Genomic DNA, 26,988 nt, shown 5'->3' on the forward strand with positions numbered 1-26,988 from the left:
GTAAATCCTCTAGCGCTGACCGCATGCGCATCTGCGGTTATGCTGTCAGCCTGCCTGGGAGAGTGAAATGGCCTACGATTTTGATCTTTATGTAATTGGCGCCGGTTCCGGCGGTGTGCGTTCGGCGCGGTTCGCCGCGGGCTTTGGCGCGAAAGTCGCGGTCGCCGAAAGCCGCTATCTGGGCGGTACCTGTGTCAACGTCGGCTGCGTGCCGAAAAAACTGCTGGTGTACGGCGCCCACTTCGCCGAGGACTTCGAACAGTCCGCAGGCTTCGGCTGGAGCCTGGGCGAGGCCGATTTCGACTGGGCCACGCTGATCGCCAACAAGGATCGTGAGATCAATCGCCTGAACGGCATCTATCGCAATCTGCTGGTCAACAGCGGCGTGACTCTGCACGAAGGCCACGCCAGGCTGATCGACCCGCACCAGGTGGAGGTCAATGGCCAGCGCTACAGCGCCAAGCACATCCTGATCGCCACCGGCGGCTGGCCGCAGATCCCGGACATTCCGGGGCGCGAACACGCCATCAGCTCCAACGAGGCGTTTTTCCTCAAGGAACTGCCCAAGCGCATCCTGGTGGTGGGCGGCGGTTATATCGCGGTGGAATTCGCCGGGATCTTCCACGGCCTGGGCGCGGACACCAAGCTGCTGTATCGCGGTGAGTTGTTCCTGCGTGGCTTCGACGGCGCGGTGCGCAAGCACTTGCAGGAAGAGCTGACCAAGCGTGGGCTCGACCTGCAGTTCAACGCCGATATCGAACGTATCGAAAAGCAGGCCGATGGCAGCCTGAAGGTCACCCTCAAGGATGGCCGCGAGTTGGCCACCGATTGCGTGTTCTACGCCACCGGCCGGCGGCCGATGCTCGACAACCTGGGGCTGGAAAATACCGGGGTGAAGCTCGACAAGCGTGGCTTCATCGAGGTCGATGAGCAGTACCAGAGTGCCGAGCCGTCGATCCTGGCGATTGGCGACGTGATCGGGCGTGTGCAGTTGACGCCGGTGGCCCTGGCCGAAGGCATGGCCGTGGCGCGGCGTCTGTTCAAGCCGGAGCAGTATCGTCCGGTGGACTACAACATGATCCCGACCGCGGTGTTCAGCCTGCCGAATATCGGCACCGTCGGCCTGACCGAAGAGCAGGCGCGTGAAGCCGGGCACAAGGTGCAGATTTTCGAAAGCCGCTTCCGGCCGATGAAGCTGACCCTGACCGAGTGCCAGGAGCGCACGCTGATGAAGCTGGTGGTGGATGCCGACACCGACAAGGTACTGGGCTGCCATATGGTCGGCCCGGACGCTGGCGAGATCGTCCAGGGCCTGGCGATTGCCTTGAAGGCCGGCGCCACCAAGCGTGACTTCGACGAAACCATCGGGGTCCACCCGACGGCCGCCGAAGAGTTCGTCACCATGCGCACGCCGGTCGCCGGTTAAGCCTGTTTTGGCGGCTCCGGCCGCTGTTCTTCTGTTGCTGGCTGCGCCTCGGCCTTTGCGGCGGTAGCCAGTTGCAGGGCCTCCAGGCTGGCCTCGGCCTTGGCGGCGCGCAGTTCCAGTTGTCGATTATCCTGTAGCTGCCGCTCCAGGTTCTGCTTGAACTCATGACTCTCCAACAAGGCGACGCGCAGGCGTTCCTGGAGGAGGGTGTGTTCGCTGTTCAGGCGGCTGGATTGCTCCATCAACTGGCCAAGCTTGCTGTCGGTCTTCTGTGCCTGCTCCTGCGCCTGGCGCAGCTCCTTCTGGGTGGCGCGCTGCTCGCTGGTCAGGCGTTCGTTGTCGCGGTGCAACTGGGTGATCTCGTCCTGGCGCACCAGCGCACTTTGCTGGGCCTGGCGCAGTTCCTGTTGCACCTGTTGTAGCTGGCCTTCATGACGGCGCTGATCCTGTTCGCGCTGTTCCTTGACCGCGCTGCGGTAGTGCTCGAGGGCGTCCCGGGCGTGCAGGTGCTTTTCTTCCAGCGAGCGAATCTGCTCGTCCTTGTCTTTCAGGCGCAACTCGAAGTCCGCCAGGGCCTGGTTCAGCCCGGCATTGCGCGTCTGTTCGCTCTGCAGCATGGAGCGGGTCTCCTGCAGCAGCGCGCTTTCGCTGGCCAGGGCTGACGCCTGGGTCTGCAGTTGTTGCCGCAGTTGGGCCTGTGCCTGCTCGGCTGTGGCCTGCTGCGCCACCAGCTCCCGATTCATTTCCTCCACCTGTGCCTGTGCCTGCTCCACAGGCTCCTGGGCTTGTTCGCGCAGGCGTTGGGCCATGCGCTGGACCAGTTCCGTCAGCTCTTCTTCCAGGGCTTCCTGGGGCGCGGCGCGGCGGGCTTCGCTCTGCTCCAGCTCCTTCAGGTAGCGATGGATGGTGGTCTTCGAGCCGGTATTGCCCATTTCGATGCGCACCGCATCGATGCTGGGGTGTTCGCCGCGGGCGAGGATTGCCGAACGGGCGATTTGCACCACCGCCTTGTTAACGCCGCCACGAGCCATGGGATCTCCTACGATTACGTACTTTTTTATGTGGTATGTATAAAGTGTAATTGTACAATAAAAACAAAGATAAATATTCGAATTATTGACATTGGATATACTGGTATTACCCCGTGTCATAGCTAGATCGCCCTGTTTCAGCCCGCCATTTCCGTACCGCAACACGAGTCGAGCAAGCCATGAGTGAACTGGATCGTTACCTGCACGCCGCGACCCGCGACAACACCCGGCGCAGTTACCGGGCAGCCATCGAGCATTTCGAGGTGACCTGGGGCGGGTTTCTGCCGGCGACCAGCGACAGCGTGGCGCGTTATCTGGTGGCGTATGCGGGGGAGCTGTCGATCAACACCCTGAAGCTGCGGCTCTCGGCCCTGGCGCAGTGGCACAACAGCCAGGGTTTCGCCGACCCGACCAAGGCGCCAGTGGTGCGCCAGGTGTTCAAGGGCATTCGCGCGCTGCACCCGGCCCAGGAGAAACAGGCCGAGCCCTTGCAGTTGCAGCATCTGGAGCAAGTAATCGCCTGGCTGGAGCAGGAGGCCAGCCAGGCCCGGCTCGATGACAATCAACCGGTCCTGCTGCGCGCGCGGCGTGACAGCGCGCTGATTCTCCTGGGATTCTGGCGCGGCTTTCGCAGCGACGAATTGTGCCGGCTACGGATCGAGCATGTGCAGGCAGTGGCGGGCTCCGGCATCAGCCTGTACCTGCCCCGCAGCAAGAGCGACCGCGACAACCTCGGCAAGACCTGGCACACCCCAGCGCTGCGTCGGCTGTGCCCGGTCCAGGCCTATATCGAATGGATCAACGCCGCCGCCCTGGTGCGCGGGCCGGTGTTTCGTGGCATCGACCGCTGGGGCCATCTGAGCGAGGAGGGCCTGCACGCCAACAGTGTGATTCCGTTATTGCGCCAGGCCCTGGAGCGCGCCGGGGTCGCCGCCGAGCAATACACCAGCCACTCCTTGCGCCGCGGCTTTGCCACCTGGGCCCATCGCAGTGGCTGGGACCTCAAGTCGCTGATGAGCTATGTCGGCTGGAAGGACATCAAGTCGGCGATGCGCTACGTCGAAGCCAGTCCGTTTCTCGGCATGGCCCTGACCCAGGAAAAGCCGGTCGCCGAGTAAATACGCATTTCTTCTATTAATACTGCACGCTAATAGCCAAACCTAATCAGCAGCATCAGCTTTGCCAATGAGCCTCGGCTGGGATCATTGGTTAGGATTCTCCCCATCAAGTTTTCAACCCAAGTTTTTACCCACTGATGGAGAATCACCGATGCCTATCATCAACAGCCAAGTCAAACCGTTCAAAGCAACCGCTTTCAAAAATGGCGAGTTCATCGAAGTGTCGGACGCCACTCTGAAAGGCAAATGGTCCGTCGTGTTCTTCTACCCGGCCGACTTCACCTTCGTTTGCCCAACCGAGCTGGAAGACCTGGCAGACAACTACGCCGAATTCCAGAAACTGGGCGTGGAAATCTACAGCGTTTCGACCGACACCCACTTTGCCCATGCCGCCTGGCACAACACTTCGCCAGCCATCGGCAAGATCCGCTACACCATGATCGGCGACCCGACCCTGGCCATCTCCCGCAACTTCGACGTGCTGATCGAAGAAGCCGGTCTGGCTGACCGTGGCACCTTCGTGATCAACCCGGAAGGCCAGATCAAGATCGTTGAAATCAACGACGGCGGTGTCGGACGTGACGCTTCCGAGCTGCTGCGCAAGATCAAGGCCGCTCAATACGTCGCTGCCCATCCAGGCGAAGTCTGCCCAGCCAAGTGGAAAGAAGGCGAGGCTACCCTGGCTCCTTCCCTGGACCTGGTCGGCAAGATCTAAGCCTGTGACTCGCTACAGCAGGGCGGACCGCCGCACCTAAGTCAGCTGCACCGCCCTCAAGAACGCCCGGGCGAGATTCGCTCGGGCGTTTTTTTTCGATCTGAATAAAAGGAAATCGCCCGTATGTTGGACGCCAATCTTAAAGCCCAGTTGAAGTCATACCTGGAACGGGTCACCCAGCCGATCGAGATCGTTGCCTCTCTCGACGACGGTGCGAAATCCCAGGAAATGCTCGAATTGCTGAAAGACGTTGCCAGTCTTTCCAGCCAGATTACCTTGCTCGACAACGGTAACGATGCACGTAAACCATCGTTCTCGATCAATCGCCCGGGTGCCGACATCAGCCTGCGTTTCGCCGGCATCCCCATGGGCCACGAATTCACTTCCCTGGTGCTGGCCTTGCTGCAAGTCGGCGGCCACCCCTCGAAAGCCAGTGTCGAAGTGATCGAACAGATCCGCGCCCTCAAAGGCGAGTTCAACTTCGAGACTTACTTCTCGCTGTCCTGCCAGAACTGCCCGGACGTGGTCCAGGCGCTGAACCTGATGGCGGTGCTGAACCCGAACATCCGCCACGTCGCCATCGACGGCGCGTTGTTCCAGGACGAAGTCAACGATCGCAAGATCATGGCGGTCCCCAGTGTCTACCTCAATGGCGTGAACTTCGGCCAGGGCCGCATGGGCCTGGAAGAAATCCTCGGCAAGCTCGACACCGGCGCCATCGAGAAGCAGGCGGAAAAAATCAGCGCCAAGGACGCCTTCGATGTCCTGGTGGTCGGCGGTGGCCCGGCCGGTGCGTCGGCGGCGATCTACGCGGCCCGCAAAGGCATCCGCACCGGTGTCGCGGCCGAGCGTTTCGGCGGCCAGGTGCTGGACACCATGGCGATCGAGAACTTCGTCTCGGTCCAGGAAACCGAAGGGCCGAAACTGGCCAGCGCCCTGGAAGAGCACGTTCGTCAATACGACGTCGACATCATGAACCTGCAGCGCGCCAGCGCGCTGGTGCCGGCCAAGGAAGTCGGCGGCCTGCACGAAGTGCGTTTCGAAAGCGGCGCGAGCCTCAAGGCCAAGTCGCTGATCCTGGCCACCGGTGCCCGCTGGCGCGAGATGGGGGTGCCCGGCGAGCAGGAATACAAGGCCAAGGGCGTGTGCTTCTGCCCGCACTGCGACGGTCCGCTGTTCAAGGGCAAGCGTGTGGCGGTGATCGGTGGTGGTAACTCCGGCGTCGAAGCGGCCATCGACCTGGCGGGTATCGTCAGCCACGTGACCCTGCTGGAGTTCGACAGCAAGCTGCGCGCCGACGCCGTGTTGCAACGCAAGCTGTACAGCCTGGCGAACGTCAAGGTGATCACCAGCGCGCTGACCAGCGAAGTCAAGGGTGACGGCCAGAAAGTCACCGGCCTGGTGTACAAGGACCGCGATTCGGGCGAGTTCAACACCGTCGACCTGGAAGGGATCTTCGTGCAGATCGGTCTGCTGCCGAACACCGACTGGCTCAAGGGCACTGTCGAGCTGTCGCCCCGTGGCGAGATCATTGTCGATGCCCGTGGCGAGACTTCGCTGCCCGGCGTGTTTGCCGCCGGTGACGTGACCACCGTGCCGTACAAGCAGATCGTGATCGCGGTAGGCGAGGGCGCCAAGGCCTCGCTGAGTGCCTTCGACCACCTGATCCGCACCTCCGCGCCGGCCTGAGTCGACAGCGGAAAAAACAAAACCCCATGAGCCTTGGCTCATGGGGTTTTTTGTTGGTACCCGTCGCTTCTGTAGGAGCGAAGCTTGCTCGCGATCAACGATAACGCAGTGAGTCAGGCAAACCGCGTTGTGCCTATCGCGGGCAATACAGGTGGGTTACAGCGGCGCTGGCTGGATGATCTCCACCCAGTAGCCGTCCGGGTCCTTGATAAAGGCCAGGCTCTTCATGCGGCCGTCGTTCAGGCGCTTCTGGAAATCGCAGCCCAGGGCTTCGAAGCGTTCGCAGGCGGCGACGATATCCGGCACCGAAATGCAGATATGGCCAAAGCCGCGCGGGTCGGTGTTGCCGTTGTGATAGGCGAAATCCGCGTCGTTCTCGGTGCCGTGGTTGTGGGTCAGTTCGAGGATGCCGGGGATCGACTTCATCCATTCGGTACGGGCCGCGGCGTCGGCCGGGATCTGCGCCTTGTCCACCAGGGCGAGGAAGTACAGGCTGAATTCGGCTTCGGGGAAGTCGCGTTTTTCCACCAGCGAGAAGCCCAGGACGCGGGTGTAGAAATCCAGGGACTGGGTGATGTCCTTGACCCGCAACATGGTGTGGTTGAACACGAAGTTGGTAGTGGCGGTGTCAGGCTGGGCAGTCACGCCGGGGAAAGTATTGAGTTCGTGCAGGCTCATGGGCCCTCCGGAAAAGAAGTGGGGCAAACGGCGCTCGCGCTGACGAGCAGTCCCTTGGCTTGCAGGGCTTCGGGCGTCCTTGCGGTCGGGCAATGATACGCAAGAGCGGCAGGGCGCACCAAACACAAAGCTACGAACCTGTTGCTCGATACTCCTGCCAGCCTCAGACTTCAGGGCCCGCCCCCTACGTGTTCATGACCATGCGCTTATCGTTCAAAACCCTGTGCCTGCTTGCGTCCTGGCTTCTGCTTCCGGCCCTGGCCGAGGCGGCGGACCCGGTGATCACCTGGCCCAGCGGCTGGCAGATCGAAGAGTTGCCACAGGCGCAAGAACAACCGGCCAAGGTATTCCGCCAGCGCGCGGTGAAGAACGATGCCGGCGGTACGCCGTTGATGGTCATGGAGTTGACCATGACTCAAGTTGAAAGCGGGCATCAGGTCAATTTGCAGGCGGTCTTGCTGGAGATGCGCAAGTCGGTGCAGAAGGACTTTGGGCGCGGCGGTTATCAAAGTGTGTGCACGCGCATTCATGACACGACATTGAGTCGCCTGGCGGCGCTGGAAACCACTTGCACCATTACCGAAAACGGCCGCCATGTGTTGTCGCAAACACTGGTGGCGGCTGTCGATGGCGATAAGGCCTATGTATTGTCTTATGCCGGACAGGCTGCGGTTTATGCCGAAAGCCAGGAGGAAATCCGCGGGGTGCGAAGTAGCCTGAAACTTTAACAGGACGATTGTGCTACGTCGGCCAGCGCGGTTCGCGCCTTTGAACTAAATACAAAGTTGTAGGATCGGGCAGGGGGATTGGGGGTGCAGCTGCAGTTTCGGCTGGGTGTTTATTGCCGCTCAGGCAATCTATGGGCTGCAACTTATTCGATTTCGAAACAAACAGCCTTCGTTTAAAGGTAAAGACCCTGCATAGGCAGGGTCTTTTATATACATCGGTTACTTAACTGCGCAGCCAGGAATCTACAGTGGCAGCGCCGTACTGTTCTTTCCAGGCTTTAAGGCCGCGATGATTGCCGCCCTTGGTTTCGATCAACTCGCCGGTGTGCGGGTTCTGATAAACCTTGACCACGCGTGCACGACGGGTTTTCGGCGCGCCCGAGAGCGGCAGAGCGGATTTGCCCGGATGAGGATCGAGAATGGCGATAATGTCGCGCAGGCTTTTGCCGTAGGTCTTCATCAGGCCCTGGAGCTTTTCCTCGAACTCGATTTCTTTCTTGAGTCCGGCGTCGTTCTTCAGGGATTCCAGCTGGGCGAGCTGTTCTTGAAGGGCCTTTTCTGCTGCACGAAATTCAGCGAGTCTGGACAATATCTTTACTCCAATAGTGTATTTGGCTGATACCAACCGCAAACAAAGCTATAAGCCAAGAGCCTTAGAACGACTCGATTATAATGGCCCACCTGCGAATCTTGTACAGGCTGGAAAAATTGTAGTAGTTAATCTGGCGCAAGTAAATCATGGCGTTGTTGGTGCACACAATTTGTCATCTTCTGATTCAAATTGGTGCGTGAAACAATTGCCGAGTTCAATAAATTTTCATCAGAAATGGCTATTTAATGGCGCGCCAGCGCTTGTAGGAAATCTTCCCCGGGCATCGGTCTGCCGAATAAGTAGCCTTGTAGGAAATCGACTCCATGGGCGGCCAGATAGTCCTGTTGTTCCGCTGTTTCCACACCCTCGGCGACTATCCCCAGTTCGAGTTTGCCCGAGAGTTCGATGATGCTGTCGAGTATGTGGCGGGACAGGGCGTCAACCCCAATCATGGCCACGAAGCTCTGGTCGATCTTCAGATAGTCGACATTGAACTTGCGTAAGTAACCCAGGCTTGAATGGCCGGTGCCGAAGTCGTCGATGGCGATCATCACCCCCAACTTGTGCAGTTCCTCGAACAGGCTGTGGGTGATTGCGGTCGGTTCCACCAGTTCGCGTTCGGTCAACTCCAGGACCAGTCGCACCTTGCCCGGCGGGAACAGGTCGAGAAACTCCCGGCAATCCTCGAGCAACTCCAGGTCCTGGCAATGGCTGGCGGTGATATTGATGCCGATATGAAAGTCGTCGATGAAGGTATGGGCATGAGGCGCCAGCAGCAGGGCGGTCTGCTGCATCAGCGAACGGGTCATGGGCACGATCAGGCCGGAATGCTCGGCGAAGGGAATGAACAGGTCCGGACGCACCAGGCCTTCACGAGGGTGTTTCCAGCGCATCAGCACTTCGATGCCGGCCCACTGCTTGGTGTCGCCACGCACCACGGGCTGGAAGTACGGGATGAACTCGGCCGCTTCCAGGGCGCGTTGCAGTTCATGACTGGGGGACGACGAGCGCTTTTGCAGCCAGTGGCCAAGGACCGCCGCCAGCACCCCGAAGAAGATCAGCAGGCTGAACAGGGCAGGGTACTGGGACTTCATGTAGAGCCAGATATCGCCCTCGGGGAACCCCGCGTTGACGCTGTAGGGAAAGCGCGAAGAGGCCATCCGATAAGGGGCTACCGGGGGCGGCGGGGCGACGGATTCGTGGACCTGGCCATCGTCGGCCAGCCAGTAGGGGCCCACTTGCAGTTGCAGCTCGGCAAAGCGGCTGATCAGGCGCAAGGCGTTGCTCAGGTGATAACCGTCGATGCTGGCCAGGACCGCGCGTTCGCCCTCTTGCAGGCGATAGACCAGCAGCGCGGTGTTGGGCGTGACCGGGTTGCCGTCCATCAACCACAGCTTGCCGTCGACATAGTTGGCCGGGTCCAGCTCGAACGAGGACGGGCCGAGCAGCGAGCTGCAGTAATTGTCATTGCGCCACACCAGATTGGTCGAGCGCACGAACGGGCGGCGAGTCACCTGTTCGCGCAGGGCCAGTTGCCGGAAATCGTCGCAGGGCTGGCCGACTTGCGCCATCAGCGACCGGGCGGCGATGTCGGTGTTGTCGAGCATCAAGTCGAACTGGCGGATCGCTTCCTCGGCGGTCTGCTGGCTGCTGTGGATCAGCGCGCGCTCGGCCTGCATATAGAGGATGACCACGCCCAGCGCTACCGGCAGCAAACCGATCAGCAGGGTCCACAGATTGCGGGTAGAGCGTTTCAGCGGGCCTTTGGCGGTCAATGGCATGGAGGAAAAACCTGTGGCGAAATGGAGGCCAGAAAACACTCAAAAGCCGCTGGACGGTACGGCGGCATCCGGTCCATGGGCATGATAGACGGTGGCCCCGGGTTGCGCTCAGTCACGGCGATACAGACTCCGCGCCTGCTCGATAAAGGCCAGGGTCGCCGGCGACGCCTGCCGCCGGTCCAGCACCGCCAGCCCTACCTGGCGCCGGGCGGGGGGTGACAGCGCCTTGATCAGGTAACGCGGGTCGTTGGCCTCGGGCAGCGACAATTGGGCGACCAGGGTCAGGGCATCGCCGCGGGCCACGGTCTCCAGGGTGCTGAGCAGTTGCGAGCTGCGATAGCGGATGTTGGGGCTGAGCCTGGCCGTGAGGAACAGCCGGGAAACCAGCTCGGCGGAACCGGCCTCGGTGAGGATGAACGGGTCGTCGCACAGCTCGGCAAGGCTCACCGAGTCCTTGGCGGCCAGCCCATGTTGGCTGGGGATCAGCGCCACCATCTGGTCTTCCACCAGGGCGAAGCAGTCGAAGCGCTCCTGGGGCAGCACCACGAAGCCGACATCGATGCGCCGTTCCTCCAGCCATTGCAGCACCTGGCGGTCGGGCCCCTCGTCGATGTGCACCTCGATACCGGGATGGGCCTCGCGGTAACTCCGGAGGATCGCCGGAAGCAGCTTCATCGACGAGGTCGGGCCGAACGAGCCGATGCGCAAGGTGCCGCGTTTCATGCCGCGGGCATCGGCGGCTTCCTGTTCCATGGTGGCGGCCAGGCCGAGGATGGCGCGGGCTCGCAGTAATAGTTGCTGGCCGATATCGGTGAGTTCCACCAGCGACTGATGCCGGCGGATCAGTTCGACCCCGAGTTCCTGCTCCAGGGACTTGAGCGCGTGGGACACCGCCGACTGGCTGATGCCCAGGCGGCTGGCGGCGCTGGTGAAACCGCGCAGCTCGGCCACCAGGGAGAAGATCTGCAGTTGGCTCAGGGTCATGAGTAAAAGCTCATTTTACGATGATCAGGCATTAGTCGAAGAATACCCGAACTTTCCTTGATCCGCGCCTCGGGGCCTTATGAAAACTGTCGATCAAACCTGTGCCAGGCCTTCCGATCTGCCGGTGTATTGCAAGCTGGCGGCGGTCACCATGATCTGGGGCGGCACCTTTGTTGCCGGGCGGCTATTGGCGGGTACCTTGGAGCCTTTGCTGGCCGCCAGCCTGCGTTTTCTCCTGGCCAGCCTGGCCTTGCTGCTGTTCCTGGCGATCGCCCGGATTGCCCTGGTGCGCCCGAGCCTGGCGCAGTTCGCCCAGCTGGCGGTGCTGGGGTTTTTCGGGATCTTTTTCTACAACCTGTGTTTCTTCGAGGGCCTGCAGTCGATCAATGCCTCGCGCGCCTCGTTGATCGTCGCGCTCAATCCGGCGGTGATTGCCCTGGCGTCCTGGGCGCTGTTCAAGGAGCGCTTGAGCGGCGCCAAGCTGTTCGGCATTGCCTTGTGCCTGGGGGGCGCGGGGGTGGTAATCCTCAGTCGCGACCCGGGGGCCTTGTCCAGTGGAGCGGGCAGTGGGCGCGGGGACCTGCTGATTTTCGGCTGTGTGCTGGGCTGGGGCGTCTATTCGTTGTTTTCGCGCAACCTGAACCAGACCCTGGGCCCGTTGCAGACCGTGACCTATTCGATCCTGCTGGGCACGGCAATGCTCTGGAGCACCACCGCCCTGCGCGGCGAGGTGCGCCTCGAGGCGCTGGCGAGCCTGACCCTGGAGCAGGGCCTGAGCCTGCTGTACCTCGGCGTGCTGGGCTCGGCCCTGGCGTATATCTGGTATTACGACGGCCTGCGCAAGATCGGCGCGACCCGTTCGGGAGTGTTTATCGCGCTCAATCCGCTGACCGCGGTGATCCTTGGCGCGCTGTTATTGGACGAACGCCTGAGTCTGGCCATGTGCCTGGGCGGCGTGCTGATCCTGTGGGGCATTTACCAGTGCAACAAACCCCTTGCGAGCCTGGAAAAAAAGCGGATTTTATAGAGAGTGCGGACAAACAGTTTTACGCTGTGTAGAATCTGGTTACGCATACAATAATAAAGTCTTCTGGCAGCAGAAGCCTCGCCCCCCAGCCGGTAAGACAGGGTCGACATGAAGATTCTCGGGTTTCAACTGATTTACGGTGATTTCCTCGCGCGCAGCGTGCGGGGCATCTCTTGCGCGCCACCTGCCTGCCTCAGCATTGCTAGCAACTAACGATCCGTTAATTTCTAAAAGCATGATGAGGCGCCAACCATGGCAGATATCTTCGAAAACCCGATGGGCCTGATGGGCTTTGAATTCATCGAATTCGCATCACCTACCCCCAACACCCTCGAGCCGATCTTCGAGATCATGGGTTTCACCAAGGTCGCGACCCACAGGTCTAAAGACGTGCACCTGTATCGCCAGGGTGCGATCAACCTGATCCTCAACAACGAGCCCCACAGCGTCGCTTCGTACTTCGCCGCCGAGCACGGCCCGTCCGTGTGTGGCATGGCGTTCCGCGTCAAGGATTCGCAAAAGGCCTACAAGCGCGCCCTGGAACTGGGTGCCCAGCCAATCCACATCGAAACCGGCCCGATGGAGCTGCACCTGCCGGCGATCAAAGGCATCGGCGGCGCGCCGCTGTACCTGATCGACCGTTTCGGCGAAGGCAGCTCGATCTATGACATCGACTTCGTCTACCTCGAAGGCGTGGACCGCCATCCGCAAGGTGCGGGCCTGAAGATCATCGACCACCTGACCCACAACGTGTACCGCGGGCGCATGGCCTACTGGGCCGGCTTCTACGAGAAGCTGTTCAACTTCCGCGAGATCCGTTACTTCGACATCAAGGGCGAATACACCGGCCTGACCTCCAAGGCCATGACCGCGCCCGATGGCATGATCCGCATCCCGCTGAACGAAGAGTCGTCCAAGGGCGCCGGGCAGATCGAAGAGTTCCTGATGCAGTTCAACGGCGAGGGCATCCAGCACGTGGCCTTCCTCACCGACGACCTGGTCAAGACCTGGGATCAGCTGAAGAAGATCGGCATGCGCTTCATGACCGCGCCGCCGGACACCTACTACGAAATGCTCGAAGGCCGCCTGCCGAACCACGGCGAGCCGGTGAACGAGCTGCAGTCGCGGGGCATCCTGCTGGACGGTTCCTCGGAAGAGGGCGACAAGCGCCTGCTGCTGCAGATCTTCTCGGAAACCCTGATGGGCCCGGTGTTCTTCGAATTCATCCAGCGTAAAGGCGACGATGGTTTCGGCGAGGGCAACTTCAAGGCACTGTTCGAATCGATCGAACGCGACCAGGTCCGCCGTGGCGTGCTGTCCACCGACTAAGCCGCCACCTGCCTGACGATGAAGCCCGGTCGGGGAATCCTCGACCGGGCTTTGTTTTGCCTGTCGGTTGGCAATTGTGAATGTGTTAATGTTCGGCCTTTGTGACGCCGAGCGTCGCCATCCAGCCCTGTGAACGACCCGCACATGACCAACCCAAGACCTTCCCTGACATTGACCCTGCTTCAGGCCCGCGAAGCGGCCATGGCATTCTTTCGCCCGTCCCTCAACCAGCACGACCTGACCGAGCAGCAGTGGCGGGTGATCCGCATCCTGCGCCAGAACGGCGAGCTGGAAAGCCATCAGCTGGCGAAAATGGCCTGCATCCTGCCGCCGAGCATGACCGGCGTGCTGACCCGTCTGGAGCGCGACGAATACGTCAGCCGGCGCAAATCCCCCGAGGACCAGCGCCGCTTGTTCATCACCCTGACGGAAAAGGGCGAGGCCTGTTTCGAGTCCATGAGCGGCGACATGGAAATCAACTACCAACGCATCCAGCAGCAGTTCGGCGAAGAGAAGATGCAGGCCCTGCTGGCCCTGCTCAACGAGCTGAAGCAAATCAAACCCTGACCCGATCTTCTTCTGTAGGAGCGAGGCTTGCCCGCGATGCCGGCAACGCGGTGCAACAGGTGATCCGCGTCGCATTCATCGCGAGCAAGCTTCGCTCCTACAACAGCAACAGCAACAGCAACAGCAACAGCAACAGCAACAGCTGGTTCAGCTTCTGCGCTGGCGCATCAGATGCTTGAACCCCTCGTACACCAGCACCAGTACCGCCAGCCAGATCGGCAGGTAAGTCAGCCATTCCCCGGCCTGGATGCTTTCTCCCAGCAGCAGGGCCACGCCCAGCAGCAACACCGGTTCGACATAGCTCAACAAGCCGAACAGGCTGAAGGGCAGCAGGCGGCTGGCGATGATATAGGCCACCAGCGCCGAGGCACTGATCAACCCCAGCAACGGAATCAGCAGGTACAGCCAGGGGTGTTGATCGACCACGGCAAAACCCTGCTCGCCGCCTTGCACGAACCACAGCGCGATTGGCAGCAGCAGGGCCATGTCCAGCCACAGGCCGCCCAGGTTGTCGGAGGCCAGGCGTTTGCGCAGCACGAAATAGACCGGATAACCGATGGCCACCAACAAGGTCGCCCAGGAAAAACTGCCCACCTGATACAGCTCGTTGAGCACCCCCAGGGTCGCCAGGCCGGCGGCGATCTTTTGCAGCCGCGACAGCTGTTCGCCGTAGACGATGCGTCCGGTCAGGACCATGGTCAGTGGCAGCAGAAAATACCCCAGCGACACATCCAGGCTGTAGCCATTCAACGGCGCCCACATGAACAGCCACAGCTGCACCCCGAGCAGCGCCGCGGACAGCGGCAGCGCCAGCAGCAGAAGCGGTTGGCCCAGCAGTCTCTTGAGGATCGCCCCGACATGCCGCCATTCGCCGCTCAGCAGCATGAACACGGTCATGCACGGCGCGGTGAGCAGCATGCGCCAGCCGAAAATCTCCACCCCGGTCAGGGGCGCCAGCAAGGAGGTGTAGAAATACATGACGGCAAACAGCACCGACGCCAAGACCGATAGAGCAATACCTTTAGACAAGCTGTCCTCGTGTGACCTGAACCAGGCAAATGGGATGGAGGGAAAAACTGCGGGGAATATAGAGGGTTTGGCGCGAGACGTTTACTCGGATTTATCGCAAGTTGCGGGAAAATATCCCGTTTGCCGCCACTCACCGGCAGTGGGGCAGCGGGTGGCCCGCGGAAGGGGCCACCGCTGTGGGGAGATCAGCGTGGCGTGCGTCCGGAGACGAAGTGGCTGACGTCGTTGAAGCCCGGGGTCGAAGCATGCCCCGGGGTGACCAGCGAATCGATGAAGGCTTCATCCTCGGCGCTGATCTTCACGTCCAGCGCCTTGGTGTAGGCGTCCCACTGTGCCTCGGTGCGCGGGCCGACGATCGCCGAGCTGACCGCAGCATTGTTCAGCACCCAGGCGATGGCGAACTCGACCATGCCGACCCCGCGGCCCTGGGTGTACTGCTGGATCTGCTGGGCGATGCGCAGCGACTCGACGCGCCATTCGGTTTCCAGGATGCGTTTGTCCTGGCGCCCGGCGCGGCTGTTGCTGTCGGGGGCGACATCCGGCGCGTACTTGCCGCTGAGCACGCCGCGGGCCAGCGGGCTGTAGGGCACCACGCCGAGCCCGTAGGCCTGGGCCGCGGTGATCTGCTCGGTCTCGGCCTGGCGGTTGACGATGTTGTACAGCGGCTGGCTGATCACCGGCCGGTCGACGCCGAGCCGGTCGGCGATGCGGATCACCTCGGCGATGCGCCAGCCGCGGTAGTTGGACAGGCCCCAGTAGCGGATCTTGCCCTGGCGCAGCAGGTCGCCGATGGCCGACACCGTGACTTCCAGCGGCGTGTTGTGGTCTTCGCGGTGCAGGTAGTAGATGTCGATGTAATCGGTGCCCAGGCGGGTCAGGCTGGCGTCGATGCCGTTGAAGATGTGCTTGCGGCTCAGGCCGCTGCGGTTGGGCACGCCATCGGCGGGGCCGAAGCCGACCTTGGTCGCCAGCACCCAGTGGTCACGCTGGCTGGCGATGGCTTCACCGACGATCTCTTCGGAACGGCCGCCGGTGTAGACGTCGGCGGTGTCGATGAAGTTGATGCCCTGGTCCCATGCCTTGTCGATGATGCGCAGGGAGTCCTCGGTGCTGGTCTGTTCGCCGAACATCATGGTGCCGAGGGTCAGGGGGGACACGTGCAGCCCGGAATGGCCGAGGATGCGATAGCTCATGTACGAAATCCTTGTGCGTGAGGTAAGGCCGGCGCGACAGCGGCCAGCGACCGGTCATGGGACGCCCATCAAATACCAGAACGGGCGTAGGGAGCAATCTGAATTATCCCGCCAGCAGTTGGCAGCGGGCCTGTAAAAAACCTTGTAGCACCTTCACCCGTTCCGAGACCTGCAAACGGTGCGGGCACAACAGGTTGAGCGGCACGCTTTCGCCTTGCCAGTCGCCGAGCAGGGGCACCAGGCGCCCGGCGCGAATGTCGCTGGCCACGTCGAGCCAGGCCTTGTAGGCAATGCCGTGGCCGGCCAGGGCCCAGCGCCGCGCCACTTCGCCGTCGTCGCTGAGGTAGTCGCCGCGCACCTGGACTTCCTGCACCTCGCCGTCCCGGCTGAAATGCCAGCTGTTGTAGGGGCGGCCGTTGCGCAGATAGATCAGGGCGCTGTGCTCGCTCAACTCGGCGGGTGTCTGCGGGGTGCCGTGGCGCGCCAGGTAGTCGGGGCTGGCGCAGGCCAGCCGGTGATGCCGGGGCAGGATCGGCAGGGCCACCAGGCTGGAGTCGCTGGGCACGCCGAAGCGCAGGGCGACGTCGACGGTCTCGCGGAACAGGTCGCTGTGGCGGTCGTTGAGCAACAATTGCAGGCGGATATGCGGGTATTCGCGCTTGAAGTCGTCCAGCCAGGGCAGCAGCAGGTTGCGCCCGAAGTCCGATGGCGCCGCCAGTTGCAGCACACCGCTGAGGCCCTGGCTCTGCTGCTTCAGGGCCTGCTCGCCTTCCGCCAGGGCCGCCAGCGCCACGCGCACGCTGTCCAGGTAGCGTCGGCCTTCTTCGGTGAGGCGCATGCTGCGGGTCGAGCGCGCCAGCAGGCGCATGCCCAGGCGGGTTTCCAGGCGCTTGAGGGCGATGCTGGCGGCGGCGGGGGTCAACTCCAGGCTGCGGGCGGCGGCGGAAATGCTGCCGGAGTCGGCGGTACGGACGAAGACTTCAAGGTCGAGAATCGAGCTCATTGCTAAAAATCCTTTAAAGATCCTTGCGTTTTACCGGGATTTTTCCTCGCTTATCAAGCTGTGAATATGCAGTCACTTCCATCGCACAGGGGTGACTCTATGAAACTGCTCAGTACTTTCTTGCCGGATCGCACCGTCGTTATCGGCGGTGGAGGTGCGTCATGACCTGGCACTTCGATCATCTGGCCTTCAACACCGCCGAGGGCGACGCCTTGCAGCAGGCCTTCCAGACCTTGCTCGGGCTGCAGGCCGGACGGCGCCCGCCGTTTCCCTTTCCCGGGCGCTGGCTGTACCAGGACGGGCAGGCGCTGGTGCATGTGATCGAGCAGCCGACCTTCGCCGAGACGGCGCTTAGCCATATCGCCTTCAGGACCGAGGAGGATGCCGCAGTGGTGTTGCAGCGGGTTCAGGCCAGCGGCCTGCCGCATCAGGTGGCGCAGGTGCCGCAGGACGGCACCTGGCAGATTTTCGTGCAGATGCCGGGTGGCCTGGTGCTGGAACTGGATGCGCCGGCGGGCGCCGACCTGCATCCGGGGTATCGCTATGAAGCGGATGGCGGCGCGCCTGAATGAAACATGGCCGCACCAATACGGGGGGCGCAAGCATCTGGTCCGTCAGCGCAGAAGCCGAAACTGTAGCCGCTGCCGCAGGCTGCGATCGAGGCCGCAGGACTCGCCATCAGCCATGACGCGGTCTGTCAGTAAAACGGCTTCTCTCCGGTCACGGCCGCTTCGCACGGAGTGCCGCCCAAACCGATCGCAGCCCGCGGCAGCGGCTACAGGTGAATGCCTTGCAGCGCGGCGACCCCGATGGCCGGGGCCGCCGGCGACTCAGGCCGAATGCAACTGGTAGCGCACCGCGTAACCGCTCAGGCGCTGGTCCAGGGCGGCGCGGCGGGTCGCATCCAGGTCGGGCACATGGATATCCACCCGCTGCCCGTGGCGCTCGTCGCTGACGGCCTCGACGCGGATACCGTCGGCAACCTGGCGCACCTCGTCTTCGAATACCCGGCGAATGGCGTCCAGGCGCAGGGCCGGCTTGAAGGTCTTGCCCACGGCCGTCAGGGGGATCTGCTCGAGCAGCCAGACGTCCTTGGGCAGCGCGGCCCGTTCATGGATATGCCGCGCGGCGTGCTCCAGCAGCTCGGCCGGATCGGCGCTGGCGCCGGCCTTGAGCTGGACGTACACCACCGGCAGCTCGCCAGCCTTGATGTCCGGCTTGCCCACCGCCGCGGCCATGGCCACGGCCGGGTGGCGGTGCAGGGCTTCTTCGATCATCTGCGGGTCGATGTTGTGGCCGCCGCGGATGATCAGGTCCTTGCTGCGCCCGGTCAGCCAGATGTAGCCGTCGCGGTCGATGCGCCCCAGGTCGCCGGTGTTGAACCAGCCGCCGTCGAGCCACAGGCCCTGGTTCTTGTCGGCCTGCAGATAACCCTTGAACACCGTCGGCCCGCGCAGGCAGACATTGCCGGGCTCGTCGGTGGCGGCGTCGCGCAGGTAATGGCCGTCGCTGTCGAGCACGGCGATCTTGACCTCGCAATACGGCAGGCGCAGGCCGATGGAGCCGATCCGGCGCTCGCCGTCCCGAGGGTTGCAGCTGGTGGCGCAGGTGCTTTCGGTGAGGCCGTAACCTTCGATGATCTTCAGCCCCGAGCGCGCCTCGAACTGACGGATCAGTTCCACCGGCATGGGCGCGGCGCCGCACACCGCAAAGCGCAGGCTGGAGACATCGATGCCGTCGTTGGGTACCTGCAGCAAGGCGGCAAAGATGGTCGGCACACCGCTGAAACAACTGATCCGGTAACGCTCCACCAGGTGCCAGAAATCCTTGATCAGCGTCGGGTTGCGGTAGCCCTGGGGCCCGGCCAGCAGTACCCGGGCGCCGCGGTGGAAGGCGGCGAGGCCAGTGAGTATCACCCCGTTGACGTGGAACAGCGGCAGCCCGCAGAGCAGCACGTCGTGGCTGCTGTAATCGCCGTGCAGGCCGATGATCTCGGCCATCGCCACTTCATTGAGGTGGCTGTGGGGTGCCAGTTTCGGCGTGCCGGTGGTGCCGCCGGTGTGGAAGTACGAGGCGATGTCGTCCGGCTGGATCACCCGGCCGCTTTCCAGGTGGTCGGCGGGGCAGGCGGCGAGCAGGGTGTCGAAGTCCAGCACGCCCTCCGGCATCGCCGGGCGCTGGCTCTTGATCGCACTGCGTTGCGGCTCGGGCAGCAGGTTGGCCAGGTCAATGGTGACGATGGCTTCCAGCTCCGGCAGGCGCTCGCGCAGGTTGGCGACCTTTTGCCAGAGGTCGGTGCCGGGGAAGGGCGCCAGGGTCACCAGCACCGTGGTGCCGGATGCGCGGACCAGTTCGGCGATGTGTTCCGGCTCCAGCAGCGGGTTGATGGCGTTGACGATCCCGGCGGCCTCGCCGCCCCAGATCACGTAATGGGTCTGCGGCAGGTTGGGCAGCAGGAAGGACACCGCCTTGCCCGGGCGGATGCCCAGCCGGTGCAGGGCGTTGGCGGTGCGGGTGACCTGGGCGAACAACTCGGCGTAGCTGATGTTCCAGGGCTGGTCCTGGATGCTGCCCTGGGGCAGGAAGGTCAGGGCGGTGCGCTCGCCGAAACGGCTGGCCGAGCGTTGCAACAGTTCATAGGTGCTGGCGGGAAGATTGCGCTGGGCCAGGGGCTGCTGTTGTTCGAGGGCTTGGATGTCGCTCAGGCGGGCGAGGGAGATGGGCGCGGTCATGATCGTGTGGGTCTTCCTTCGGTAAGGTCTGCGAGGGAGTCATCAATCGATCCAGCCAATGGAAAACTGCCGCGGCCGGACGTCTGTCCGATATACCACGGGTGTGCTCGGGCGGGCTGTTGCTTTTTGTAGCGAGGCGGTGACAAACCCCGGTTTGTCCCGGGAAGCCGGGCCCACCAGAAGGTGAGCCCGGTAAAGCCGGTCAGCGTTTCAACGTGCGGGTCATGCGCAGGGCCAGCAGGCTACCCGCGACGATCACCCCGGCCAGCAGGTACAGCGCGGCATCGGTGGAGCCGGTGCTGTCCTTGACCCAGCCGACGATGTAGGGGCTGAGGAAACCGGCCATCTGGCCCATGGAGTTGATCAGCGCCAGGCCACCCGCGGCGGCGCCGGCGCTCAGCAGCGCCGTCGGTACCGGCCAGAACATCGGCAGGCCGGTGAGGGCGCCCATGGTGGCGAGGGTCAGGCCGAGGATGGCGATGGTCGGGTTGGCAGCGAAGTTGACCGCGATCACCAGGCCGATGGCGCCCATCAGCATCGGTACCACCAGGTGCCAGCGGCGCTCCTGGCGCAGGTCGGCCGAGCGCCCGACCATCAGCATGAACAGCGCCGCCAGCAGATAGGGAATGGCGCTGAGCCAGCCGATCACCAGGTTGTCGCTGAACCCCAGGTTCTTGATGATCGACGGCAGCCAGAAGTTGATGGCGTACACGCCGCTCTGGATACAGAAGTAGATCAGGCCGAAGGCCCAGATGGCCGGGTTCTTGAACACCGCCGCCAGGGAGTCGCCGGTGGTCCGCGGCTTGCGCGCGGCGTCTTCGGCCTGGTCGGCTTCCAGCAGCGCGCGTTCCTGCGGGCTCAGCCACTTGGCGTGGGCGAAATTGTCATTGAGCAGGAAGTACGCCAGGGCGCCGAGGATCACGGTGGGGATGCCCTGCAACAGGAACATCCACTGCCAGCCGGCCATACCGCCCTGGCCCGCGGCGAAGTGGTTGAGGATCCAGCCGGAGAACGGGCTGCCGAGCAGGCCGGACACCGGGATCGCCGACATGAACAGGGCCATGATGCGGCCGCGACGAAAGCTCGGGAACCACTGCGAGAGGTACAGCACCACGCCGGGGAAGAAGCCGGCCTCGGCGGCGCCGGTGAACAGGCGCAGGGTGTAGAACTGGGTCGGGGTGGTGACGAACAGCAGGCAAGTCGACAGCGTGCCCCAGGTGATCATCATCAGCGCGATCCAGCGCCGCGGGCCGAACTTGTTCAGCGCCAGGTTGCTCGGCACGCCGCACAGCACGTAGCCGATGAAGAAGATCCCGGCACCGAGGCCGTAGACGGTTTCGCTGAATTTCAGGGCATCGAGCATCTGCAGCTTGGCAAAGCCGACGTTCACCCGGTCGAGGTAGTTGAACAGGTAGCAGATGAAGATGAAGGGGATCAGGCGCAGGGTGATGCGCTTGTAGACGGCGTTTTTATCGTCATCGGTGGCCAGGGTGGCAGCGGCGCTCTGTGACATGGCGTGTCTCTCTTTATTATGATTTTTTGCGATGCGAGGTTAACGTTGATCGCCCCGAGAGTCTCGGTCACCCCATGGGCCGCTGTCTTTGTGCCGGCGCACAGGGTTTGCCGGCATCCCCTGTGCCGGTGAACAAGCCTTTGTCATCGCCCCGAGCCCGCTTTCCTAGGATCACGCCGCTATGTTCGAACTGGATCACGACCTGGCGCAGGATATCGTCGACCGGACGATGGCCATCCTGCCCTACAACGTCAACGTCATGGACAGCCAGGGCCTGATCCTTGGCAGCGGCGAGCCCGAACGCATCAACACCCGTCACGAAGGCGCGCAGCTGGTGCTGGCCAACGGCCGGGTGGTGGAGATCGACGCGCAGACCGCCAAGCACCTCAAGGGCGTGCAGCCGGGGATCAACCTGCCGTTGCTGCATGACCAGCGGCTGATCGGCGTGCTGGGCATCACCGGCGAGCCGGAACGGCTGCGCACCTATGCCGAGCTGGTGCGCATGACCGCCGAGATGCTGGTGGGCCAGCGCCACCAGCAGGCCGAACAGCAATGGCGCCGCCAGCGTTGCGACGACCTGCTGGCGCTGCTGCTCAGCGACAGCGGGGATTCGCCGCGGCTGGTGGACGAGGCGCAGCAGATGGGGCTCAAGCCGCAGCTGCCGCGCACGCCTTATCTGTTCGAGCTGGGCCTGGACCAGGAAGGAGCGGCGCAGGGCACGGGGCAGACAGTCGAAGCCCTGAGCGCCTGGCTGATGTCGCGTTATCCGGACAGCTGGTGCGTCAGCTCGGCCAAGTCCTCGTTGCTGTGGTGCCGGCCGGCGACCCTGAGCGTCGACAACCCGCGGCTGCTGGAAAAACTCGACAGCCTGGGCTGGAACATTCTGCGCATCGCCGTGGGCGGCCAGGCCGATGGGCTGGCAGGGCTGCGCCGCTGCTACCGGCGGGTTGGCGACTTGCTTGCTTATGGTCGTGACGTGCTGCCCCAGTCGCGCTTGCTGACCCTCAACCGTTTCCGCCTGCCGGTGATGCTCTGGCGCCATCGCAATGACGATGCCCTGGACGAGTTGCTCAGCCCCTTGCGCAAGGTCATCGCCAAGGACAGCAATGGCCAGCTGCTGGCGACCCTGCGCAGCTGGTGCGACCACGACGGCCAGAGCCAGGCCTGCGCCGACGCCCTGGGCATCCACCGCAACAGCCTGCGCTACCGCATGGAGCGCATCGCCGAACTCAGCGGCGTCGACCCGCTCAAGCTCGACGGCATGCTGGCGCTGTACCTGGGGGTGCAGCTGTTGCCGCAGACCGATGCGCCCGCCACCACACCTTAAAACCTTGCGCCCACCCCTGTAGGAGCGAGGCTTGCCCGCGATGGCCACGCCGCGGTGAGTCTGATGCACCGCGGTACCTTGATCGCGGGCAAGCCTCGCTCCTACAGAAGATTGTGTTGGGCGCCGGTTTTCGCGGCTTCGCTCCTATGATTGTGACAATGAACAATAAAGCCGCCCCACACTTGTGCAGCCGACCGGGGTCAAGGTCGCGGCCAACTGGCAGCATGGGCGCCATAAGAACCGGAGATAGCCCATGAAAATCATCATCGCCCCCGACTCCTTCAAGGACAGCCTGAGTGCCTCTGGCGTGGCCAGCGCCATCGCCGACGGGCTGGCGCGGGTGTGGCCGCACGCGCAGCTGATCCAGCGTCCGATGGCGGACGGCGGCGAGGGCACCGTGGAGTCGATCCTCGATGCCTGCGAGGGCCAGTTGCGCACCACCCGGGTCCAGGGGCCGCTGGGGGCACCGGTGGACGCGCGCTGGGGCTGGCTGCCGCAGAGCCAGACCGCGATCATCGAAATGGCCGAGGCCAGTGGTCTGCAACTGGTGCCGCCGGGCCAGCGCGATGCCTGCACCAGCAGCACCATCGGCACCGGCGAGTTGATCCGCGCGGCCCTGGATGCCGGCGCGCGGCGGGTGATCCTGGCCATCGGCGGCAGCGCCACCAACGACGCCGGCAGCGGTGCCTTGCAGGCGCTGGGCGTGCGCCTGCTGGATGGCGATGGCCAGGCCTTGCCGCTGGGAGGCCTGGCCCTGGCGCGGGTGGCGCGGGTCGATCTGAGCAACCTCGACCCACGGCTGGCCGAGGTGCGTTTCGAGATCGCCGCCGACGTCAACAATCCTCTCTGTGGCCCTCACGGCGCCTCGGCGATTTTCGGCCCGCAAAAGGGCGCGTCGCCGCAGCAGGTCGAACAGCTGGACCGCGCCCTCGGCCAGTTCGCCGACCAGGCCGCGCGGGTGCTGGACAAGGACGTGCGCGACGAGCCGGGCAGCGGTGCCGCCGGTGGCCTGGGGTTCGCCGCCAAGGCCTTCCTCGGCGCGCGGTTTCGTCCGGGGGTGGAAGTGGTGGCGGAGCTGGTGGGGCTGGCCGAGGCCGTGCAGGGCGCGGACCTGGTGATTACCGGCGAAGGTCGCTTCGACGCCCAGACCCTGCGCGGCAAGACCCCCTTTGGCGTGGCGCGCATCGCCAAGCAGCACAATGTGCCGGTGATCGTGATCGCCGGGACCCTGGGCGAAGGCTACGAGCAGATGTATGAACACGGCGTGGATGCGGCCTTTGCCCTGGCCGCCGGTCCCATGACCCTGGAGCAGGCCTGCGCCGAAGCGCCGCGCTTGCTGCGGGACAGGGCCGCGGACATCGCCCGGGTCTGGCGCCTGGCGGCGCGCCAGGGCTGACGTCATCGCGGGCAATCGAGCGTCGACCGGCCGCTCCTACAGGATTGTGTCCTCCCCATTTCGCGGATCGACACAGGCTTCTGTAGGAGCGAGGCTTGCCCGCGATCAGCTCTACCTGACACCCCGCGCCGTCAGGGATCGCCCACAGAACTTCAGTAAACCCCACCACCCGAGGTAGGCGCCGCCACTTCCTTGTACTGCCCCAGCAATCCCTGCAGCCCCTTCATCAGCACTGTGGTGTCCACCCCCACCGCGACGAAGTTCGCCCCCAGTTCGATATAGCGCTGCGCCAATGTCCGGTCGGCACTGAGGATTCCGGCCGCTTTGCCGGCCTTGCGGATCCGCGCGATGGCGTCCTCGATCGCCGCGACCACCTCGGGATGCCCCGGGTTGCCGCGATGGCCCATAGACGCCGAGAGGTCGGCCGGGCCGATAAACACACCATCGACCCCGTCCAGGGCGGTGATGGCATCCAGGTTGGCCAGGCCTTCGAGGTTCTCGATCTGCAGCAGCAGGCACATCTGCTCATCGGCCTGGTCGAGGTAGCCGGGGATGCTGTTCCAGCGCGAGGCCCGGGCCAGGGCGCTGCCGACGCCACGGATGCCCGCCGGCGGATAACGCATGGCGCGCACCAGCTGTCGGGCCTGCTCGACGCTTTCGACCATGGGGATCAGCAGGGTCTGGGCGCCGATATCCAGCAGTTGCTTGATCAGCGCGGTGTCGCCCACCGGCGGGCGAATGATGCCTTGCACCGGGTAGGGGGCGATGGCCTGCAACTGGCCGAGCAGGCTGTTGAGGTCGTTGGGCGCGTGTTCGCCGTCCAGCAGCAGCCAGTCGAAACCGGCGTTGGCCGCCAGCTCCGCGCAATAGGCATTGGCCAGGCCCAGCCACAGGCCGATCTGCGGCGCGTCTTGCCGCAGGCGTTGCTTGAAATGATTGATCGGCAGTTGCATGAGCGTGCTCCTCAGACAAAACGGCAGGCAATGCTGCCGAGCTGGTCATAGTCGACGTGGAAGGTATCGCCGGGGCGCGCCGCCACCGGGCGGGTGAAGGAGCCGCCGAGGATGATCTGCCCGGCTTCCAGGCCGACGTCGTAGGCCGCCAGCTTGTTGGCCAGCCAGGCCACGCCCTTGGCCGGGTGGTTGAGCACCGCCGCGGACACCCCGGACTCCTCGATCACCCCGTTGCGATACAGCACCGCCGGCACCTTGCGCAGGTCGATATCGCCAGGGCGCACCGCGCGGCCGCCCATGACCACCCCGGCGTTGGCGGCGTTATCGGAGATGGTGTCGAACACCTTGCGCGTGGCCTGGGTCCGCGGGTCGACCTGCTGGATGCGCGCGTCGATGATCTCCAGGGCCGGGATCACCCATTCGGTGGCGTCGAGCACATCGAACAGCGTGCAGTTCGGGCCCTTGAGCGGCTTGCCGAGGATGAACGCCAGTTCCACCTCGACCCGCGGCACGATAAAGCGCTGGAAGGGAATGTCGCTGCCTTCCTCGAACAGCATGTCGTCCAGCAGGGCACCGAAGTCCGGCTCGGTGATGTTCGACGACACCTGCATGGCCCGCGAGGTCAGGCCGATCTTGTGCCCGACCAGCTTGCGCCCGGCGCGGATCTTGTGTTCCACCCAACTGCGCTGGATGGCGTAGGCGTCCTCGATGGTTATCTCGGGAAACTCCAGCGACAGCTGGGGGATCTGTTCCCGGTTGCGTTCGGCGGCGTCGAGGCGGGCGGCGGTCTGCTGGATATCCGAAGTGCTGAGCATGGTTACTTCTCCTGGGGATTGACGATAAGGGCCGGCACCCGCAGCACCAGCCAGGCGCCGCCGGCGATCAGCAGGGCCAGGGCATACAGGGCGAGGCTGGCGCTCTGGGTGGCGTCGCGGACCACGCCGATCAGGTAGGGCGCGAGGAAGGCGGCGATGCTGCCGAAGGAACTGATCAGGGCGATCCCCGCGGCCTGGGTGTTGCTGGCGAGAAAGGCCGGCGGCAGTTGCCAGAACATTGGCAGCGCGGCGCTGGCGCCCATGCCGGCCACCAGCAGCCCGGCCATCACCAGCCAGGCATTGTCCGGGGCCAGGCCGGCGACGATCAGGCCGACGCTGGACATCAGCAGCGGCACGCTCAGGTGCCAGCGCCGTTCGCGCAGGCGGTCGGAAGAACGGCCGACGCCGATCATGAACAGGCAGCCGGCCAGGTACGGCAGGGCGCTGAGCAGGCCGACGCGGCTGTCGCGGGCGATGCCGGCGTGGTGGATCAGGGTGGGCATCCAGAAGGCGATGGTGTTGACCGCCAGCATCACCGCGAAATAGATGCACACCAGCAGCCAGATGTGCCTGTCCTGGAGGATGCCGGCGAAGCGGGTGATCGGCTTGTGCTGTTCTTCCTGGCTCAGGGCCGCGTGCAGTTGCTGCTTTTGTTGGTCGCTCAGCCAGCCGACGCTGTCGATGCTTTCCGGCAGCGCCTTGAGCACCACCAGGCCAAGCAGGACCACCGGCAGGCCTTCGATCAGGAACATCCATTGCCAGCCACGCATCCCGCCCAGGTCGTGGAAACTTTCGAGAATCCAGCCCGACAGCGGCCCGCCGATCACCCCGGCCATGGGCACGGCGATGGCGAACAGCGCGGTCACCTGACCCCGGCGGCTGGCCGGGAACCAGCGATTGAGCAGCACCAGGATGCCGGGGAAAAAACCGGCCTCGGCCACCCCCAGCAGAAAGCGCAACAGGTAGAAGCCGGCGGCGCTGTCCACCAGCAGCATGGCGCTGGACAGCAGGCCCCAGACCACCATCAGGCTGGCGATCCAGCGGCGCGGCCCGACCCGGTCCAGGGCCAGGTTGCTGGGCACGCCGAACAGCGCGTAGGCGATGAAGAACAGGCCGGCGCCAAAACCGTAGACGCTGTCGCTGAAGCCCAGGTCCTGGGTCATCTGCAGCTTGGCGAAGCCGATATTGATGCGGTCCAGGTGGGCGAAGATGTAGCAGGTGAACAGCAGGGGCATCAGCCGCCAGGTGATCCGCCGATAGGTGTCGGACGTCTCCGCGGCGCTGGGCAGGGCAAGGGTCGAGCTGGACATGGGTGGGTCTCTTTTATTGTTCTTGTCGATAGGGCTCGGACCTTTAGCCGCT

24 protein-coding genes are annotated in these 26,988 nt (G+C 63.7%); 11 read left to right on the forward strand and 13 right to left on the reverse strand.

Going from position 1 to position 26,988, the window contains the following annotated elements; translation table 11 throughout:
- Positions 1–67: 67 nt before the first annotated feature.
- Positions 68–1,426, forward strand: a complete 1,359-nt coding sequence (gorA, locus tag NRG23_RS00935) for a glutathione-disulfide reductase (protein ID WP_041983421.1) — start codon at positions 68–70, stop codon at positions 1,424–1,426.
- Here the strand turns inward: gorA and NRG23_RS00940 are convergent.
- The gene (locus NRG23_RS00940; protein WP_198918996.1) at positions 1,423–2,457 is read right to left on the reverse strand and encodes a DNA-binding protein; all 1,035 of its coding nucleotides are present in this window, start codon (positions 2,455–2,457) and stop codon (positions 1,423–1,425) included. The two genes, gorA and NRG23_RS00940, sit on opposite strands and share 4 nt — an antisense overlap.
- A gap of 179 nt (positions 2,458–2,636) precedes the next feature.
- Between NRG23_RS00940 and NRG23_RS00945 the strand changes: the two genes are divergently transcribed.
- The 3 genes from NRG23_RS00945 to ahpF all read left to right on the forward strand — a co-directional run bounded on the left by NRG23_RS00945 (position 2,637) and on the right by ahpF (position 5,979).
- Positions 2,637–3,575: a site-specific integrase gene (locus NRG23_RS00945; RefSeq protein WP_053269223.1), complete on the forward strand. Its 939-nt coding sequence runs from the start codon at positions 2,637–2,639 to the stop codon at positions 3,573–3,575.
- Between the two features lie 151 nt (positions 3,576–3,726).
- Positions 3,727–4,290, forward strand: a complete 564-nt coding sequence (ahpC, locus tag NRG23_RS00950) for an alkyl hydroperoxide reductase subunit C (protein WP_007921754.1) — start codon at positions 3,727–3,729, stop codon at positions 4,288–4,290.
- A gap of 123 nt (positions 4,291–4,413) precedes the next feature.
- Positions 4,414–5,979 carry an alkyl hydroperoxide reductase subunit F gene (gene ahpF, locus NRG23_RS00955; RefSeq protein WP_009049338.1) on the forward strand — a complete coding sequence of 522 codons (1,566 nt, stop codon included), beginning with the start codon at positions 4,414–4,416 and terminating at the stop codon, positions 5,977–5,979.
- 156 nt (positions 5,980–6,135) lie between these two features.
- Here the strand turns inward: ahpF and gloA are convergent, their stop codons facing one another.
- Positions 6,136–6,657 (reverse strand): lactoylglutathione lyase, encoded by a 522-nt coding sequence (gene gloA / locus NRG23_RS00960; RefSeq protein ID WP_110176483.1) that lies wholly within the window; start codon positions 6,655–6,657, stop codon positions 6,136–6,138.
- A 200-nt stretch (positions 6,658–6,857) separates the two neighbouring features.
- Here gloA and NRG23_RS00965 point away from each other — a divergent pair, with 200 nt between their 5' ends.
- Positions 6,858–7,385 (forward strand): DUF4946 domain-containing protein, encoded by a 528-nt coding sequence (locus NRG23_RS00965; RefSeq protein WP_009049336.1) that lies wholly within the window; start codon positions 6,858–6,860, stop codon positions 7,383–7,385.
- A 223-nt stretch (positions 7,386–7,608) separates the two neighbouring features.
- Here NRG23_RS00965 and NRG23_RS00970 read toward each other — a convergent pair whose 3' ends face one another.
- From NRG23_RS00970 to NRG23_RS00980, 3 genes are all read right to left on the reverse strand, one after another.
- Positions 7,609–7,974: a histone-like nucleoid-structuring protein, MvaT/MvaU family gene (locus tag NRG23_RS00970; RefSeq protein ID WP_009049335.1), complete on the reverse strand. Its 366-nt coding sequence runs from the start codon at positions 7,972–7,974 to the stop codon at positions 7,609–7,611.
- A 245-nt stretch (positions 7,975–8,219) separates the two neighbouring features.
- On the reverse strand, positions 8,220–9,758 hold the full coding sequence (locus NRG23_RS00975) for an EAL domain-containing protein (RefSeq protein ID WP_028682537.1): 1,539 nt from the start codon (positions 9,756–9,758) through the stop codon (positions 8,220–8,222).
- A 108-nt stretch (positions 9,759–9,866) separates the two neighbouring features.
- Complete coding sequence (locus tag NRG23_RS00980) at positions 9,867–10,742, reverse strand: LysR family transcriptional regulator (protein WP_038632838.1); 876 nt, start codon at positions 10,740–10,742, stop codon at positions 9,867–9,869.
- Positions 10,743–10,821: 79 nt separating this feature from the next.
- On the opposite strand from NRG23_RS00980, the gene NRG23_RS00985 reads away from it, so the two are divergent.
- From NRG23_RS00985 to hpaR, 3 genes are all read left to right on the forward strand, one after another.
- Positions 10,822–11,769 (forward strand): DMT family transporter, encoded by a 948-nt coding sequence (locus NRG23_RS00985; protein ID WP_257373512.1) that lies wholly within the window; start codon positions 10,822–10,824, stop codon positions 11,767–11,769.
- A 252-nt stretch (positions 11,770–12,021) separates the two neighbouring features.
- On the forward strand, positions 12,022–13,098 hold the full coding sequence (gene hppD, locus NRG23_RS00990; RefSeq protein ID WP_016702457.1) for a 4-hydroxyphenylpyruvate dioxygenase: 1,077 nt from the start codon (positions 12,022–12,024) through the stop codon (positions 13,096–13,098).
- A gap of 144 nt (positions 13,099–13,242) precedes the next feature.
- Positions 13,243–13,665, forward strand: coding sequence for a homoprotocatechuate degradation operon regulator HpaR (gene hpaR / locus NRG23_RS00995; RefSeq protein WP_007921772.1), 423 nt, complete (start codon positions 13,243–13,245; stop codon positions 13,663–13,665).
- Between the two features lie 147 nt (positions 13,666–13,812).
- Here the strand turns inward: hpaR and rarD are convergent, their stop codons facing one another.
- From rarD to NRG23_RS01010, 3 genes are all read right to left on the reverse strand, one after another.
- The gene (gene rarD, locus NRG23_RS01000) at positions 13,813–14,694 is read right to left on the reverse strand and encodes an EamA family transporter RarD (RefSeq protein WP_009049329.1); all 882 of its coding nucleotides are present in this window, start codon (positions 14,692–14,694) and stop codon (positions 13,813–13,815) included.
- A 185-nt stretch (positions 14,695–14,879) separates the two neighbouring features.
- A complete protein-coding gene (locus tag NRG23_RS01005; protein ID WP_009049328.1) occupies positions 14,880–15,887 on the reverse strand; it encodes an aldo/keto reductase in 1,008 nt (335 codons plus the stop codon).
- 103 nt (positions 15,888–15,990) lie between these two features.
- Entirely contained in the window at positions 15,991–16,890 is a 900-nt protein-coding gene (locus tag NRG23_RS01010; protein ID WP_257373513.1) for a LysR family transcriptional regulator, read from the reverse strand.
- A 161-nt stretch (positions 16,891–17,051) separates the two neighbouring features.
- Between NRG23_RS01010 and NRG23_RS01015 the strand changes: the two genes are divergently transcribed.
- On the forward strand, positions 17,052–17,462 hold the full coding sequence (locus NRG23_RS01015) for a hypothetical protein (RefSeq protein ID WP_257373514.1): 411 nt from the start codon (positions 17,052–17,054) through the stop codon (positions 17,460–17,462).
- Between the two features lie 258 nt (positions 17,463–17,720).
- Here the strand turns inward: NRG23_RS01015 and NRG23_RS01020 are convergent, their stop codons facing one another.
- Both NRG23_RS01020 and NRG23_RS01025 read right to left on the reverse strand, forming a co-directional pair.
- Positions 17,721–19,622, reverse strand: a complete 1,902-nt coding sequence (locus NRG23_RS01020) for an acyl-CoA synthetase (protein WP_038632834.1) — start codon at positions 19,620–19,622, stop codon at positions 17,721–17,723.
- Positions 19,623–19,824: 202 nt separating this feature from the next.
- Positions 19,825–21,135, reverse strand: coding sequence for an MFS transporter (locus tag NRG23_RS01025; RefSeq protein WP_009049324.1), 1,311 nt, complete (start codon positions 21,133–21,135; stop codon positions 19,825–19,827).
- A gap of 181 nt (positions 21,136–21,316) precedes the next feature.
- Here NRG23_RS01025 and NRG23_RS01030 point away from each other — a divergent pair, with 181 nt between their 5' ends.
- Both NRG23_RS01030 and NRG23_RS01035 read left to right on the forward strand, forming a co-directional pair.
- Complete coding sequence (locus NRG23_RS01030; protein ID WP_257373515.1) at positions 21,317–22,462, forward strand: sugar diacid recognition domain-containing protein; 1,146 nt, start codon at positions 21,317–21,319, stop codon at positions 22,460–22,462.
- Between the two features lie 253 nt (positions 22,463–22,715).
- Complete coding sequence (locus tag NRG23_RS01035; RefSeq protein WP_257373516.1) at positions 22,716–23,858, forward strand: glycerate kinase; 1,143 nt, start codon at positions 22,716–22,718, stop codon at positions 23,856–23,858.
- Between the two features lie 152 nt (positions 23,859–24,010).
- On the opposite strand, the gene hpaI is transcribed toward NRG23_RS01035, so the two are convergent.
- The 3 genes from hpaI to NRG23_RS01050 are packed head-to-tail and all read right to left on the reverse strand — an operon-like array spanning position 24,011 to position 26,936.
- Positions 24,011–24,811, reverse strand: a complete 801-nt coding sequence (gene hpaI / locus NRG23_RS01040; protein ID WP_009049321.1) for a 4-hydroxy-2-oxoheptanedioate aldolase — start codon at positions 24,809–24,811, stop codon at positions 24,011–24,013.
- 11 nt (positions 24,812–24,822) lie between these two features.
- Complete coding sequence (gene hpaH, locus NRG23_RS01045) at positions 24,823–25,626, reverse strand: 2-oxo-hept-4-ene-1,7-dioate hydratase (protein ID WP_257373517.1); 804 nt, start codon at positions 25,624–25,626, stop codon at positions 24,823–24,825.
- A 2-nt stretch (positions 25,627–25,628) separates the two neighbouring features.
- Positions 25,629–26,936, reverse strand: coding sequence for an MFS transporter (locus NRG23_RS01050; protein ID WP_038632825.1), 1,308 nt, complete (start codon positions 26,934–26,936; stop codon positions 25,629–25,631).
- Positions 26,937–26,988: the final 52 nt, after the last annotated feature.

The sequence above is a fragment of the Pseudomonas sp. T8 genome, assembly GCF_024610635.1.
In the GTDB taxonomy this organism is placed as follows: domain Bacteria; phylum Pseudomonadota; class Gammaproteobacteria; order Pseudomonadales; family Pseudomonadaceae; genus Aquipseudomonas; species Aquipseudomonas chlororaphis_I.